This window comes from Rhizobium sp. SL86 (assembly GCF_026672545.1).
In the GTDB taxonomy this organism is placed as follows: domain Bacteria; phylum Pseudomonadota; class Alphaproteobacteria; order Rhizobiales; family Rhizobiaceae; genus Neorhizobium.
In genome coordinates this window covers 119,393-134,108 of the sequence record NZ_JAPPRJ010000007.1, presented here as the reverse complement: position 1 = coordinate 134,108, position 14,716 = coordinate 119,393, and the positions used below count along the sequence as shown (strand labels likewise).

Sequence of the window (14,716 nt, the reverse complement as noted above, 5' to 3'; positions counted from 1 at the left end):
AACCATGCACCTTGCCGTCGATTGTTCCTTCATCCACACGGACCATCTTTGGGCGCAACCGGGTTCCTGGGTGAACTATCAGTACTATGGTCCGGACTTCTACGAGGACGTGGCCCGCATCGCCCAACGCGGCTTCTTCGACATGATCTTCTTTGGTGACGCAGCGGAGACACCCGAGAACTTTGGTGGCAATTATGACGTACCATTGGAGCAAGGCATCCGATGGCCAAAGCACGACATGGTGCCGATGATACCCTATATGGCGAGAGTGGCCCCGAACCTCGGATTCGGAACCACCATGTCGACCACCTACCACCACCCATTCCACGTGGCGCGGCTATTCTCCTCGCTCGACCACGTGACCGGCGGTCGCGTGGCCTGGAACGCAGTTACCTCGGCCTATAAGAACGAGGCGGCTAACTGGGGTTTCGATACCATGTTGCCGGCCGCCGAACGCTACGAGAAGGCGCGCGAGCACATGAAGGTTGTGCGCGCACTCTGGGATAGCGTCGAGGCAGACGCCATCATCATGGATCGCGAGACCGGGGTCTTTGCCGACCCCTCGAAGGTGCATCTCGTAAATCACTCCGGCAAGTACTTCAAGGTGCGCGGACCGCTGCCCTGCCTGCCCTCGCCGCAGGGCAGCCCCGTCGTGATCCAGGCCGGGCAATCCGATGACGGCATGAATCTGGCCGCCATGCACGCCGACATGCAGTTTGTCTCGCGCCGGACGTTGAAGAGCATCGCCGAACACCGCGCCGTGCTCGATGAACTCACGGTCAAGCACGGTCGGATGCCGCGCGATCTTGGCGTGTTCTGGTCGGTGCGCGTGCAGGTGGGCGACACGAAGGAAGATGCTGTCCGTAAAGAGAAGCGTTTCCTTGATTCACTTCCCGACAATGCCGGCATTATTGAACTTTCCTTTCTCTATGGCACGGATTTCTCCAAGTTTGACGGCAAGATGAAGCTTCGTGACCTTCTCGATGTCGTCCGCGAACAGCAGGTCCATTGGGGCACGTTCCAGGAACTGGTGAAGACCGAAGGGGAGGAGGCGACGCTGGAGGAAGTCGGCCGCCGCTACATCGCCGATCGCTCAAACTATGTGGTAGGTTCTATCAATGAGGTGGCGGATCATCTGGAGGCGGTGCATGAGGCTGGCGGCCGCAACGGCGGCATCATTCTGGCCAAGAGCTTCGCGGCGCCGGGAATGCTGCGCGACTTCACCGAGATGGTAGTTCCCGAACTGCAGCGGCGCGGCCTGATGCGGACAAAATATGCAGCAACGACGCTGCGCGGAAATCTCAACAGCTAAACAGCATGACCCCGCCGTGGTGGGGTCGTCCATAAACGGGAGGAAGCCATGACAATGAGTGCTCGGAAAGTTGCTGCGCAGAGCGACGCAACCCTCACGGACTTTGCAGGGGCCGTGAAGCACTTGCGGTCCGACAGCTCGCGACGACAGACACTGAAGCAGTTCGCGCGCGAGGGTATCCTCGCCGCAATTCTGGCTGGCAAGGTGAAGCCTGGGGAAAAACTGCTGCAAAAGGATCTGGCCGAAGGGCTGGGTATCAGCATCACCCCCGTACGTGAGGCTCTGAACGAGCTCAGCGCCGAAGGGTTCGTACATCTTGACCCGCATCGCGGCGCCGTGGTGCGCAAGATGAGCGAGGAAGAGATGATTGAGACAACGAGCATCCTCGCTGCCTTGATACCTTTGTCGGCAAAGCTGATGGCGGAAAACATCACCGAGGCTGAGCTGGAGCACGCCGTCGCATTGCAGGATGAACTTGAGCAGATCACCGATGTCACCGAGTTCGTCAGGCTCAACCGCGTGTTTCACAATTTTCTGACCAATTGCGCGCGTGCACCGCGCTTGAGCGGGATCATTAATCCGCTCAGGGACTCCCAGTCGGTGATGCTCAACATCACGGTTAGAACAATTGACAATCGCCTGTCTCAGGCAAACCGCGAACACCGTGCCTTGCTGGCCGCACTCGCCGCGCGTGACCCTGAAGCGGCCATGGCCGCCATGGTGGAGCACGCGAAGCCAAATCGCGAGGCGGTGCGCAAATTCTTCGGTGATCGGGAAAAGTCCTTGGACTGAGGGCGGGAAAACACGGGCAAAGACATGAAGATCGCAGTTATCGTGGGAAATCCAAAACCAGCGTCCCGGACTCTCGAAGCCGCGAAGCTTCTGGCTGGCAAAGTCGGCGGGACGCCTGATCCTGTGATCGATCTCGCCGTATTCGGTGCGACGTTGCTTGAGTTTGGCAATGCTGACATCGCTGCAGTGATCGCCTCCGTCTGCGAGGCAGATGTGGCGATCTTCGCTAGCCCCACCTACAAGGCAACCTATACGGGCTTGCTAAAGCTTTTTCTCGACATGTTTCCGCCGGATGGGCTGGATGGCGTGGTGGCGCTCCCGCTGATGCTGGGAGCCGGACCGAACCATGCGCTGGCGCCGGATCTTCTGCTCAAGCCGGTTCTGGTTGAACTGAAAGCAATGTGTCCGTTCCCAGGTCTTTATCTGATTGACAAGACCTTTGCCGAGGATCCCAGGCTTGATGCCTATGCCGAAAGAGCCAGTTCCTACTTGCCTTTGCGAAAAAGAGAGGTTTCCCAATGACTGTTTTAATGAACGTCCCGGATGACACGCGTGCTCTTCGCAATGCCTTTGCCTGCTACCCGAGTGGTGTGACCGCGGTTTGCGCCATTGTTGACGGGGTGCCTACCGGAATGGCCGCGTCGTCGTTTACCACGGTTTCTCTGGAGCCGCCGCTGGTTTCGGTCTGCATCCAGAACAGTTCCACCACCTGGCAGCGCCTGAAGGAGGCGCAGCGTATTGGCGTCTCCGTGCTAAGTGAGAATCAGGATCTCGCCTGTGTCAAGCTTGCCTCCAAAACCGGCGACCGTTTCGAGGGGCTGGATTGGTCTGCCGAGGAAACCGGCGCGGTTTTCATTGAGGGCTCAACCGCCCAACTCGATTGTTCCATCTATGGTAGTTTCGATGCGGGAGATCATGCGATCGTACTTCTGCGTGTTCACGCGCTTGGAACCACGCCCGACGTCCAGCCGCTGGTGTTTCACGGCTCCAGGATGCGCCGGCTGTCTCCTATAGCGCCCTGACATTATGCCATCCTGATGAGCCCACACTCTTGGCCACGCGGTTCCAGAGGGACTGCGGACCAGTGTGCTCCAGATAGATATCGCAACACAAAGAGCCCTTGCCATGTGTGTATCCGATGCCATCCATCTCGCCATCGACAGTTCGTTCATCCACACTGATCACCTGTGGTGCACGCCCGGATCCTGGGTGAACTATCATTATTATGGACCGGACTTCTATGAAGAGCTTGCCCGCATCGCGCAGCGCGGCATGTTCGACATGATCTTCTTCGGCGATGCGGCCGAGACGCCGGAGAATTTCGGCGACGGTTATGCAACGCCTCTGCGCGAGGGCTACCGCTGGCCCAAGCACGACATGATGCCGATGATTCCGCTGATGGCAAAGGCGGCGCCCAATCTCGGCTTTGGTCTGACCATGTCGACTACGTACCAGCACCCGTTTCATGTCGCGCGCCTGTTTTCCTCGCTTGATCATGTGACGGGCGGGCGTGTCGGCTGGAACGCGGTCACCTCAGCCTACAAGAACGAGGCCGCTAATTGGGGTTTTGACACCATGCTACCGCCCCAAGAGCGCTACGCCAAGGCAGGCGAGCACCTCAAGGTTGTCGTTGACCTATGGAACAGCGTCGAGGCGGACGCCATCATAATGGACCGCGACAACGGCATTTTTGCTGATCCGTCGAAGGTTCATCTGATCAATCATGAGGGCCACTATTTCAAGGTTCGCGGGCCGCTGCCCTGTCTGCCGTCGCGTCAGGGAAAACCAATCATCATCCAGGCGGGCCAGTCTGAGGACGGCATGAATCTGGCGGCTAAATACGCCGACATGCAGTTCGTCTCGCGGCGCACCAACAAGAGCATTGCCGCCCACCGCGCGGTGCTGGATGAACTGACCGTAAAACACGGGCGTCAGCCGCGCGATCTTGGCGTGTTCTGGCAGGTCCGCGTCGTCGCCGGCGAGACCCGCGAGGACGCCATCCGCAAGGAACGTCGTTTTGTCGACGGTCTGCCAGCCAATGCCGGCCTGATCGAACTCTCTTTCCAGTTCGGCTTCGATTTCTCCAAGCTGGACGGCAAGATGAAGCTGGTCGACATGGTCGACATGATCAAGGCGCAGAAGACCTATTGGGGACCATTCGAGGAATTGCTTAAGACAGAGGATCCCGACACGGAAATTGAGGATCTGGGCCGACGCTGGATCACCGAGCGTTCAAACTTCATCGTCGGCAGCGTCAAGGAGGTGGCCGACCATATCGAAGGCGTGCATGAGGCCGGTGGCCGCAATGGCGGCATCATCCTGACCAAGAGCTATTCCGCGCATGGGGCGTTACGAGATTTCGCAGAACTCGTCGTGCCAGAGCTGCAAAGACGTGGACTGGTGCGCAAGGAATACGTCCATGACACGCTGCGCGCTAATCTGAACAGCTGAGCTCAACTTTGTACAAAATCGGTCATGATTTCCGCCTCAGCAGATTCTCCTTTGCGCTCCTAAGAGTCTATCTTTGAAATCGGGCTCGGCGTCACCACCCTGCGAGGTATGTGGATCATGCGCAAACCTTAAATCTTGGCTCGGCGGACGTCTGCAGCTTTTGAACGATCCCTGCTATTGAGCCGTTGCGACTAACCTATCGAACCGCGCATTTTTGTAAGCTTCCTGCAACCCAGGGCTTCTAAAATTGCCGACAAGATCGAAGTAGTCCGCCCTGAACAACTCTCAAGGTGTTGAATTTGCGATGGCTGACGGTATCGTCCAAGTATCGTTTTTTGCGGTTTTGGCTTTGGCGTTGCGGATGGCAGCGATGATATAGGCGCACCAAAAGGCCATTGCCTTGAGGATGAGGCGCAGATTGTGGCCGGCGGCCACGAGGGTGGCGTTGGCGGCATCGCCATCATGTCCGAGGATAACGTTTCTGTCGAGGCGACCGGTGTCGTTTGGCAGTTAACCGCAATAATGCGGGCATTTGAAATTCGTTAGGCATTTAATCTGAGAATTTCGTCAAATCCCGTCGCAAGTTTGTTGCTAGTTTCAAGCTAACCTGGTTTGCCTGAGCTAGCTGCTAAACCATAGAATAGAAAAGATAATATTGATTTCTGGTTACGTCGCAGCGATCCAAAAATCATAGATTCTGTAATACATATCGTGCGCGGCTGAATCTCACGTTAAGTGCCAATATCCGCGCTATATTCTCAAATTAACTGCCGCGTCTCAAATTAGGTGCTGCGCTATCTGATTGAAAATGTTGAGGGGAGATTCTTGCGATTAACTGTAAAGCGACAGTCATGTCGGCCTCGTCCGCTCAGGCGACGAGGCGGGCGGTGAGGCTTCCGTCCACCCACTGTTCCATGATCAGCTCGCCGCTGGCGCCCTTGGCCTCGCGCCATTCGCCGCCGCGCACGATAGAGCCCTCGACGACGATCGGGGCGGAGCGGGTTTTCAGCCGGATCATCGGCGGGCGGTGGTCATAGGGCAGCGGCGCGGCGCCGGTTACCGCCGCTGCAATCGTGGCGGCCTGGCCAGCGATCGGCTCGACGTATCGGCAGGGCGTGCCGCCGATACTGACACAGTCGCCGAGCGCGAAGATGTCCGCGACGCTGGTCTGCAATGTTTGCGGGTCAACGACGATGCCGTTTTCGAAGGCGATACCGGCGGCAGCGATCATCCGGCTCGGGGTTGCAAGGCCGGTCGCGGTGATGACGTGATCGACGTGGATCGCCTTCCCATCGGAGAGCGACAGCATGCTGGTCCCGTCTTCGCATGGTTCCATCGCGGTGACGGTGACGCCGCCGTGGAGGCGGATGCCGAGGCTCTCGAGACCCTGCCTCAACCGCTCTCCGGCCCTTGCCGGAAAGAAGCCTTCCATCGGCTCCGCGGTCAGGCTGACAAGTGTCACCTCATGGCCGGCCCGCGCCAGGTCTTCCGCCAACTCGCAGCCGACCATGCCGGCGCCGATGATTGCCAGATGACGGTGTTTGCCGGACAGTCTGTTGCTGAGCGCTATCCAGGAATTGAGGTCGTTGATGCGCCAGCAGCGTGCCGGATCCAGACCGCCAGGCGGCATGGCACGGGCGCCGGAGGCGAGGATCAGCCTGTCATAGGCAAACGTGCCGCGCGTCGTGCGCAGCCGCCTTCCACGGGCCGAAATACCGACCGCGCTCGTTTCCGCTATCAGCCGCAGGCCGAGACGGGATGCGGCCTCGCTGCCGATCTCGCGTCGCAACCGCTCCTCGGTCATGCCTCGTGACAGCGCCACGGCCAGTTCCGGCTTGTTGTAGACATGGCCGGCGCAGTTGGTGATCATGGTGATGGCGATATCGGGATCGCGGGCGCGGATGGCTTTCGCCGCCGACCAGCCGGCAATGCCGGCGCCGACGATGACGACGCCTCCTTTCGCGCGGCGCGTGACCGGCGCCGCGGACAGGGGGATGGCGGCTGCGCGCTCATAGGGTTCGAAATCCTGCTTTCGCACGCCGCAGATCGGGCAGCTCCAGTCGTCGGGGATATCGTGGAAACGGGTGCCGGGCGCGATGCCGCTGTCGGGATCGCCTTCGCCCTCGTTGTAGATCAGGCCACAGGCGCGGCAAAGGAATTCCTTCCACGGGCCGCGATCGTCGTTGGGTTCTGCCATCACCACGCTCATCGGCCCTGCTCCTGAGCCGGGGAGGGATCCTGCTCGAGCTGCGCCATCAGTCTGCGCAGATGCTTGATCGCCGGAGTGACGATGGCGACGAAATGGGATTCGCGAATGCGCCGTTGCGGCGCGGAGGTCATCAAATAGCCACTCGCGCCCTGGTGCAACAGGGCGGATTGCGCCGCGCGCAGGCAGAGTTCCGCCCCTTCGGCGCGGGCATCGAGCACGTTAAGCAGATAATCGCGGGAGGTGTCGAAGGGGGTTGCGGCAAGCGCCATGATCCGGGCGCGCAGCGCGTCCAGTTCGGGTTCCAACTCGTCGGCGCCATCCGACAGATACTGGTTGACATGGGCGAGATGGCCGTGAACCGCGCGGATATCTGCGATCGCGCCGCGGGCAACGCCAAGCGCCATGCCAGTCTGTAGAAGGATGAAGGAAGCGCGGATGCGGGCGATGAACGGCTTGACCGGATCGGCGATGATATCTGCGACCGGTACGAAGAAGTCCTCGAGGGTGATGCCCCAGGTGCTGGTGCCTTCCATGCCGGAAAATTTCGGGCAGGTACGAAGCCGGGCGCGGCCGTCGAAGGGCAGCAGGAACATGACTTCGTGGCTCTCGCAACCGGCCTCCACTTCGATCTGGGCGATAGCGGCGCAATACTGGCCGGGTGCAATATGGCTGACCCAAGGGAGGCTGCCGGTGACGGAATAGCCGCCGGCGACCGGCCGCGCCTTGAGCAGGACGGGCTCTATGCCGGCAAAGGACTTCATCGGGTTGGACAGGGCGGTGCCGCCGAATGTGCGGGCGACGGCGTGGTAGGGCAGCAGCCGCTCGCGCAGGCCGGCATTGTCACTCTGGTCCAGATAAAGGCCCATCACGTCATGGCACCAAGCGAGAAAACCTGTTGAGCCGCAAGCCGCGCTAATCGTCTCCATCGCGCTGATGGCGAGATCGAAGCGGTGCCCACCATCGGCGAGATGGAAGCGGAATGCGCCGGCCTTGCCCAGGTCCGCCATAATCTCCAGGGGGTAATGGCCTTCGTCGATCTCGACTGCCATCGGTGTGAGCTGCACCTGCGCGATGTTGGCGATGATGTCTAGCGCTGGAATGGCGGCGGGCGGGCGGGCGGCAATGGTTCGATCCATGGTAAGGGCGGCGCTGCTGGCAGACATCGGGTGCTCCTGAAACTCGTCCGCGTGGAATGATCCTGTGCCGTCCCCCAGGTGTCCGGGGCGCGGCGGTTCGGCCTTTAGTCCGTAAGCAAGATTTGGAAGGGGATCGGATTGCGCATCGTGTTGGCGACCGGCGAGAAATGGTTCGCGTGCCGGACGATCTCGTCGAGTTCCGCGCGCGTCGCATCGCCGTCGATATCGACCTTGACGCGGATTTCCTGAAAGCCCATCTGGCTTGGCTCACGTTCGGCGCCGCCAGCGCCCCAGGCAGCGCTGTTGCCGATATCGCCCTCGATATGTAGTTCGAGCCGCGACAGCTTTACGTTCTTCCAGGTGGCGACCGCGGTGATGCCGACGGCAAGGCAGCCGCCGAGCGCAGACAAGACGATCTCGCCCGGTGCCGGTGCCGTGTCCTGGCCCATGAGATGCCGGGGCTCGTCGACGACGACGGCTTCGTGCTCGCCGACATAGCTGAGTGTCCGGTATTGGCCCTCGCAGACGGTGCGCACGATGTTGGTGCCGCGGCTGTTGGGATTGTTGCGGCCGCGTTCGGCAAAGGCCAGCAGGCCGTCGCGATCGATCGGTCGCAGGTAGGTCGTCACGGTCTGCGAAGCTGTCTCGGTCATGGTGTTTCCTCTTGTGCCTGTGTGAGGGAAGGGGTGATCCCCCCTGGAAAAGAGGTTAGCAAGCGCCATGCCAGACACCGGATATAGAGACTGATAATCGCGTAAATTATTGGATAATATTGATATTCAGCATTGTGCGGTGGGGAGCGGCGCCGCTTCTGCAGGGTGATCGCGATTGACATTATCGACATTGTCAAAAAACGACATTGTTAGGCGGCGGAGAGCTTTTTCCAGCGATAGGAGAATTGCCTCTCCGTCATGCCGAGGCGCTGCGCGGCCCGGGTCTTGTTGCCGCCCGCCTCCATTAGCGCCCGCTCTAGCGTTTCGCGCTCATGCGATGTCGCCTTCATATAGGGGCGGAAGGGAAAGGCGGGGTCCGGCGACGGCATGGCGGGACGCTCGCCGTGATAGGCCGACGTCATCACCGGCGCAGCCATGACCGGTGAGGCGATCGGCGCCGAGGGGGCGGATCCGAGCAGGACCTGTTCGACATCCTGGCGCTCCAGCACCGTCTCTGTCGACAGAAGGATCAGCCGTTCGACGAAATTGGCGAGTTGGCGGATATTACCCGGCCAGGACTGGCAGGCGATGAAATCGACGGCGCTCTTCGACAGGCTGACATTGCGATGGTTCTCGCGGTTGATCTTGTCGACAAAGAACAGCGCCAGCTCCGGAATGTCGCCCTGCCGCTCGTCCAACGACGGCAGTCGGATGGGGATGACGTTGAGGCGGTAGAACAGATCTTCGCGAAAATTCTTGCGCATCACCTCGCGGCCGATATCGCGGTTGGTGGCGGCGACGAGCCGGGCATTGACGCGAGTCTCCTTCTTCGATCCGAGCCGGATAACGGTGCCTTCCTGCAGCGTGCGCAGCAGTTTCGTCTGCATCGCAAGCGGCAACTCACCGATCTCGTCGAGGAAGATCGTGCCGTCACCAGCCTGCTCGAACCAGCCGGGGCGGGCGTCTATGGCGCCTGTAAAGGCACCCTTCTCGTGGCCGAACAGCTCGGATTCGAACAGGCTTTCGGGAATGGCGGCGCAGTTGACCTTGATAAACGGCTTGTCGCGTCGAGGACCGGCCAGATGCAGGGCGCGGGCAAACAGTTCCTTGCCCGTTCCGGACTCGCCAAGAAGCAGCACGCTGGCGGTGGCGGCCGCCACCTTCTCGATTTGGGCGATCGCCTGCAAAAGGGCAGGGGAGGTGCCGATGATGCCGTAGCGTGCCCGTCCGCCCTTCAGCGCATCCTCGAGCATCTTGTTGTGGGCGCGCAATTCCCGCGTCTGGCGCTCGACGCGGTCGTGCAGGGTCAGCAGCTGGCCGATCAGCGTCGCCATGATCTTCATCAGCGTCAACTCGTCGGAAAGCGGCCGGTCGCGATGCAGGATGCGGTGGCAGGCAAGCGCCCCGACTACCCTGCCCTCCATCTTCACCGGCGTGGCGATGAAGGAGACGGCGCCAGGCGGCAGCGAACTCAAATGGACGGCGCGTCCGAGAAAGACGGGATCGGTCTTGATATTGCGCGCGAGGACCAACTGGCCGCTGGCGATCACCTGACCGGTAATCCCTTCGCCCGGCAGGTAGCGGCCGCGCGTCGCCTCCTCGCGGGTGAGGCCGTAGGAATGGGCGATGTGGAAATCGCCGCGGTCGTTATCCTTTAGGACGATGCGGCCGCGGTTGAGGCCAAGCATTTCCGACATCAGGTGCAGGATCTCGCGCAAGACCTTTTCGAGCGGCAGGTCCTTGCCGATCAGGCTCATGACCTCCTGCATCAGGAACATTTCCTGCGTCCGCCACCAGGAACCGGGCAGTTGAGGACGCTCTGACGATGGCTCTTTGAGGTCATGGGTCAATTGACGTCACCTAGTTTTCGCACCGCATAGCAGGCGGAGAGGTTGGGCACCCCGCCGCCGCCTGCTATGCTAGCGATCCCCGCCTGGAGGATGGTTTGCGCTGGCAGGCGACACGCACCTGCCCTGCGGTCAATTTAAGGTCTTGATCGCGAAGGACGCAACATATTCCTCCGGCTTCGACGGATCGAAGGCCTTGCCCATAACGGTAAAGCCCTTGGCGGCATCGGACATCGGCGCCATGCCCTGATCTTTCATCAGTTTTGCCGCATCGGTTTCCAGATAGACGCTTTTGGCAATCGCCTGGTAGTCGATATCGCCCTTGATCTGGCCCCAGCGCTTCATCTGGGTCAGCGTCCAGACGGCGAAGCTTTCCCAGGGGAAGGGATCGAAGGTAACGCGGTCGGGATCCTTGATGACATTGCCGAGACCGTCCGCGTAGACACCGGTCAGAACCTGTTCGACCACTGTCGGTGGCTGGTTGAGATAGTTGGCAGGAGCGATTGCGGCGGCGATTTCCTTGCGGTTCTCCGCCTTGGACGCATAGGCGGTGGCATCGAGGATGGCGCGCATCATTGCGGCGGAGGTGTTAGGCATGTCTGAGATGGTCGATTTCGACAGCGAGAAGGAGCAGCACGGATGGCCGTTCCAGATTTCCTTCGATAGGATATGGATGAAGCCGATCTTGTCGTAGACGGCGCGCTGCACGACGTTGTCGGGCGCCAGGAAGCCGTCGATATTGCCGGCGCGCAGGTTGGCCACCATGTCCGGCGGGGCGATGACGCGCAGTTCGACGTCGGTCTGCGGGTCGATGCCGTGTTCGGCCAGATAGTAGCGTAGCAGGTAGTTGTGGTTCGAGAATTCGAAGGGAATGGCGAAGCGGAAACCCTTCCAGTTCTTCGGGTCGCGGTTGTCCTTGTGCTTCAGCGCGAGGCAGATGGCCTGCCCGTTAACGTTCTCGATCGCCGGCACCACGAAGGGGCTCGGATCGGAGCCGATGCCCAGCGTGAGCGCGATCGGCATCGGTGCCAGCATGTGGGCCGCATCATATTCCTTGTTCATCGTCTTGTCGCGCACCACGGCCCAGCCCGCGGTCTTTACGACTTCCGCCTTCAGTCCCTGTTTTTCGTAAAAGCCCATCGGCTCGGCCATGATGATCGGTGTCGCGCAGGTGATCGGGATGAAGCCGATCTTTACATTGGTCTTTTCCAGCGAACCCGCCTGGGCAAAGGCCTCTGTCGCCCGGTCGATCGGCAGCAGCGATCCGATGGCGGCAAGTGCCGTTGCCTTGCCGATGGTCGACAGCAGCGTGCGCCGTTCCATCGCATGCGGGAATACAGCCTTCAGCAGCGCCTGTTCGGTCACGTCGCGCAGATGCGCCTCGCTGCCGATATCCCGGTCATGGCTTGCCTGGTCGCTATGCGCGCCGCAGCTGCAACCGCTTGAAAACGCCCGGCCCTTGTAGAAAAACTTCCCCATATCGATGCCTTCCCAGTTCTTGATTTCGACAGAGGTTTCGAAGCAAGCACTGTGCCAGCGCAGGCATTTCGGGTAATGCTTTGATTCATATCAACCAATTTTTCCGATGCTTCATCTGGCCTCAGACTTTGTCGACAAAGATCGACAATCGTTGCCATTGTTGACCCGCATTGTGAATGTTGCGGCATCTCCCGTCTTGGCTGGCGATCGAAAATCCGTCGATTCTGGCTGAAATCCGGCCTTTCATGCCGGGCGCCGCGGTTTGTCGCTGATGCTGCGACCAATTGGCACGGTGATTGCTCCCTTCTTTGACGAGGCGACCGACTGGCGGTGCAGCCAAGCAAGGAAGACGCGAGATGAAGCAGACGAGCCGCATACAATCGTCCTTGTTGTCCTGCACCATCGTCGTTCTGGTACTGATGGTATGGACAGCCTTTACCACCCAGTCTGGCGGTGGTGTGGCGAGCGGGGCCGATCCCGCATATGCAGCGCTGATGAACGAGGATGCCGGCGGCGCTGGCATTCCCTCGCCGCTTGATGTCGGCCGGGCACTTGTCCAGCAATTGTCCGACCCGTTCTACGATGCTGGCCCCAACGATAAGGGGATCGGCCTGCAGTTGGCCTATTCACTGGCCCGAGTGCTGCTCGGTTTTGCGCTCGCCATGATCGTCGGCGTTCCGCTGGGCTTCGTCATTGGCATGTCGCCACTGCTCTCGGGCGCGCTCAACCCGATCATCCAGATTCTCAAGCCTGTTTCGCCACTCGCCTGGATGCCGCTTGCCCTTTACACGATAAAGGATTCCGGCCAGTCGGCGATCTTCGTCATCTTCATCTGCTCGATTTGGCCGATGCTGGTCAACACCACCTTTGGCGTGGCTAACGTGCGCAGCGAATGGCTGAATGTCGGCCGCACGCTGGAAGTGCCGCCCTTGAAGCGGGCGCTCACCATCATCCTGCCGGCCGCCGCCCCTACCATCGTCACCGGCATGCGCATCTCGATCGGCATCGCCTGGCTCGTCATCGTCGCGGCAGAGATGCTCGTCGGCGGCACGGGTATCGGCTACTTCATCTGGAACGAGTGGAACAATCTTTCAATCGTCAACATCATCGTCGCCATCCTCGTCATCGGCGTGATCGGCATGATCCTTGACCAGATGCTGGCTGGCATCTCCCGTCTCATCACATTCCAGGAGTAGCGCCATGAACACCATTTTGAAGTTGATGCCGAAGGGCGCATGCACTGAGACCGCCGACATTGCAGACCGTAAATCCGGGCGCAAGATGATTTCGATCGAAGGTCTAGCCAAGTGTTACCCGAAACGCGGCGGTGCGCCGGTCACCATTTTCGAGGATATATGGCTGTTCATCGAAAGGGGCGAGTTCGTCTGCATCCTCGGCCATTCCGGCTGTGGAAAGACCACTGTCCTCAACATCCTGGCGGGTCTTTCCGAGGCATCCGAGGGCACCGTCATCGCTGACGACAGTGAAATCTCCGGCCCGTCGCTCGACCGGGCCGTAATCTTCCAAGGCCATGCCCTGCTGCCATGGATGACGGTGCTCGGCAATGTCGCCTATGCTGTTTCTGCCCGCAATCCGCGCTGGTCGCGCGCTAAGGTGCGCGAGCACGCGGCCTCCTTCATCGCCAAGGTCGGGCTAAGCTATGCGCTCGACAAGCGCCCGAGCGAATTGTCGGGTGGCATGAAGCAGCGCGTCGGCATTGCCCGGGCGCTGTCGATCGAACCTAAGATGCTGCTGATGGATGAGCCCTTTTCAGCGCTCGACGCGCTTACACGTGGCACCCTGCAGGACGAGGTGCGTAAGATCTGTGTCGAGACCGAGCAGACAGTGTTGATGATCACCCACGATGTCGACGAGGCGATTTATCTGGCCGACAGGATCGTGCTGATGACCAACGGGCCGAATGCCAGGGTCGCGGAAATTGTCAGGAACACGATGCCGCGTGAGCGCGCCCGCAACGAACTCCATCACCTGCCAGGCTATTACGACATCCGCAACCACCTGATGGACTTTCTCGTCAGCCGCTCCGGCAGCTTCGACGTGGAAGCGGCCACACAGGCCGGTTGGTCGGCGAAAAGGCCTCCCGTCGTCGAGATTGGCAGCGGCGTCTAATCCGCTTGCCCCAACTTCACAATCCATGAAAGGACAGAGAATGCAGAGACATGAGTTGGTCGAGAAGATCCTCGACGTCAAGCGCGACAAGGACCTGACCTGGGAAGCGATCGCGGATGCGATCGGCGGCTATTCGAAACTGTTCCTGATCACCGCCCTTCTCGGACAGATGCCGCTGCCGAAGCGCGAGGCGGAGAAGGCGGCAGCCTTGTTCGACCTCACCGACAGCGAACGCAAGATGCTGATGGAGGTTCCCTATCGCGGGGAGAGTTCGCTCACCCCGCCGACCGATCCGACGCTTTACCGCTTCTTCGAGGCGATGATGGTGTTCGGTCCGAGCATGAAGGAAGCGATCCATGAGGAATTCGGCGACGGCATCATGTCGGCCATCGACTTCGATTTGAAGCTGGAGCGCGAGCCCAACGATGCCGGCGATCGCGTGAAAATTACAATGAACGGCAAGTTCCTGCCCTATCGCTACCATAGTCCGCGAAACGGAGCGCCCGCGCTCGGCTACAAACAGAAACCGTAGGTCACTAGAATTGCCACGAGACGGCCGCGCGGGCTCTTGCCTGCGTGGTATCTACCGGCCACTGCGCGCGGCAAAGTGCGCCGGCCGACCCGACTGTAATGCATCGACGGGCAGCCGACAGAAGGTCTTCCTAAGGCAAGGCCCAGCAGGTCGGCAGTTACGTAATCGCCTTCGT

At 60.3% G+C, this 14,716-nt stretch carries 13 protein-coding genes and 1 pseudogene; 8 read left to right on the top strand and 6 right to left on the bottom strand.

Going from position 1 to position 14,716, the window contains the following annotated elements:
* Positions 1-4: 4 nt before the first annotated feature.
* The 5 genes from OU993_RS20510 (at position 5) to OU993_RS20490 (ending at position 4,555) form a co-directional block, all read left to right on the top strand.
* A complete protein-coding gene (locus OU993_RS20510; protein ID WP_268160582.1) occupies positions 5-1,312 on the top strand; it encodes an NtaA/DmoA family FMN-dependent monooxygenase in 1,308 nt (435 codons plus the stop codon).
* 48 nt (positions 1,313-1,360) lie between these two features.
* Positions 1,361-2,104 (top strand): GntR family transcriptional regulator, encoded by a 744-nt coding sequence (locus OU993_RS20505; protein WP_268160580.1) that lies wholly within the window; start codon positions 1,361-1,363, stop codon positions 2,102-2,104.
* A 24-nt stretch (positions 2,105-2,128) separates the two neighbouring features.
* The gene (locus OU993_RS20500) at positions 2,129-2,626 is read left to right on the top strand and encodes an NADPH-dependent FMN reductase (protein WP_268160578.1); all 498 of its coding nucleotides are present in this window, start codon (positions 2,129-2,131) and stop codon (positions 2,624-2,626) included.
* A complete protein-coding gene (locus OU993_RS20495; protein WP_268160576.1) occupies positions 2,623-3,126 on the top strand; it encodes a flavin reductase family protein in 504 nt (167 codons plus the stop codon). The genes OU993_RS20500 and OU993_RS20495 overlap by 4 nt, the downstream gene beginning before the upstream one ends.
* A gap of 103 nt (positions 3,127-3,229) precedes the next feature.
* The gene (locus OU993_RS20490) at positions 3,230-4,555 is read left to right on the top strand and encodes an NtaA/DmoA family FMN-dependent monooxygenase (RefSeq protein ID WP_268160574.1); all 1,326 of its coding nucleotides are present in this window, start codon (positions 3,230-3,232) and stop codon (positions 4,553-4,555) included.
* Between the two features lie 285 nt (positions 4,556-4,840).
* Here the strand turns inward: OU993_RS20490 and OU993_RS20485 are convergent.
* From OU993_RS20485 to OU993_RS20455, 6 genes and pseudogenes are all read right to left on the bottom strand, one after another.
* A pseudogene (locus OU993_RS20485) lies at positions 4,841-5,050 on the bottom strand (hypothetical protein); the annotation flags it as partial.
* A gap of 373 nt (positions 5,051-5,423) precedes the next feature.
* Complete coding sequence (locus tag OU993_RS20480) at positions 5,424-6,764, bottom strand: FAD-dependent oxidoreductase (protein WP_326493858.1); 1,341 nt, start codon at positions 6,762-6,764, stop codon at positions 5,424-5,426.
* Complete coding sequence (locus tag OU993_RS20470) at positions 6,761-7,927, bottom strand: acyl-CoA dehydrogenase family protein (RefSeq protein ID WP_268160572.1); 1,167 nt, start codon at positions 7,925-7,927, stop codon at positions 6,761-6,763. Before OU993_RS20470 ends, OU993_RS20480 begins: the two co-directional genes overlap by 4 nt.
* 77 nt (positions 7,928-8,004) lie before the next feature.
* The gene (locus OU993_RS20465) at positions 8,005-8,553 is read right to left on the bottom strand and encodes an OsmC family protein (protein ID WP_268160570.1); all 549 of its coding nucleotides are present in this window, start codon (positions 8,551-8,553) and stop codon (positions 8,005-8,007) included.
* A 209-nt stretch (positions 8,554-8,762) separates the two neighbouring features.
* Complete coding sequence (locus OU993_RS20460) at positions 8,763-10,322, bottom strand: sigma 54-interacting transcriptional regulator (protein ID WP_268160569.1); 1,560 nt, start codon at positions 10,320-10,322, stop codon at positions 8,763-8,765.
* A 210-nt stretch (positions 10,323-10,532) separates the two neighbouring features.
* Positions 10,533-11,879, bottom strand: a complete 1,347-nt coding sequence (locus tag OU993_RS20455) for a CmpA/NrtA family ABC transporter substrate-binding protein (protein ID WP_268160567.1) — start codon at positions 11,877-11,879, stop codon at positions 10,533-10,535.
* Between the two features lie 419 nt (positions 11,880-12,298).
* On the opposite strand from OU993_RS20455, the gene ntrB reads away from it, so the two are divergent.
* From ntrB to cynS, 3 genes are read left to right on the top strand one after another with little or no spacing between them, the layout of a single operon-like run.
* Positions 12,299-13,075: a nitrate ABC transporter permease gene (gene ntrB, locus OU993_RS20450; RefSeq protein ID WP_442793020.1), complete on the top strand. Its 777-nt coding sequence runs from the start codon at positions 12,299-12,301 to the stop codon at positions 13,073-13,075.
* Between the two features lie 4 nt (positions 13,076-13,079).
* Positions 13,080-14,009, top strand: coding sequence for an ABC transporter ATP-binding protein (locus tag OU993_RS20445; protein ID WP_268160563.1), 930 nt, complete (start codon positions 13,080-13,082; stop codon positions 14,007-14,009).
* Positions 14,010-14,049: 40 nt separating this feature from the next.
* Positions 14,050-14,541 (top strand): cyanase, encoded by a 492-nt coding sequence (cynS, locus tag OU993_RS20440; RefSeq protein WP_268160561.1) that lies wholly within the window; start codon positions 14,050-14,052, stop codon positions 14,539-14,541.
* Positions 14,542-14,716: the final 175 nt, after the last annotated feature.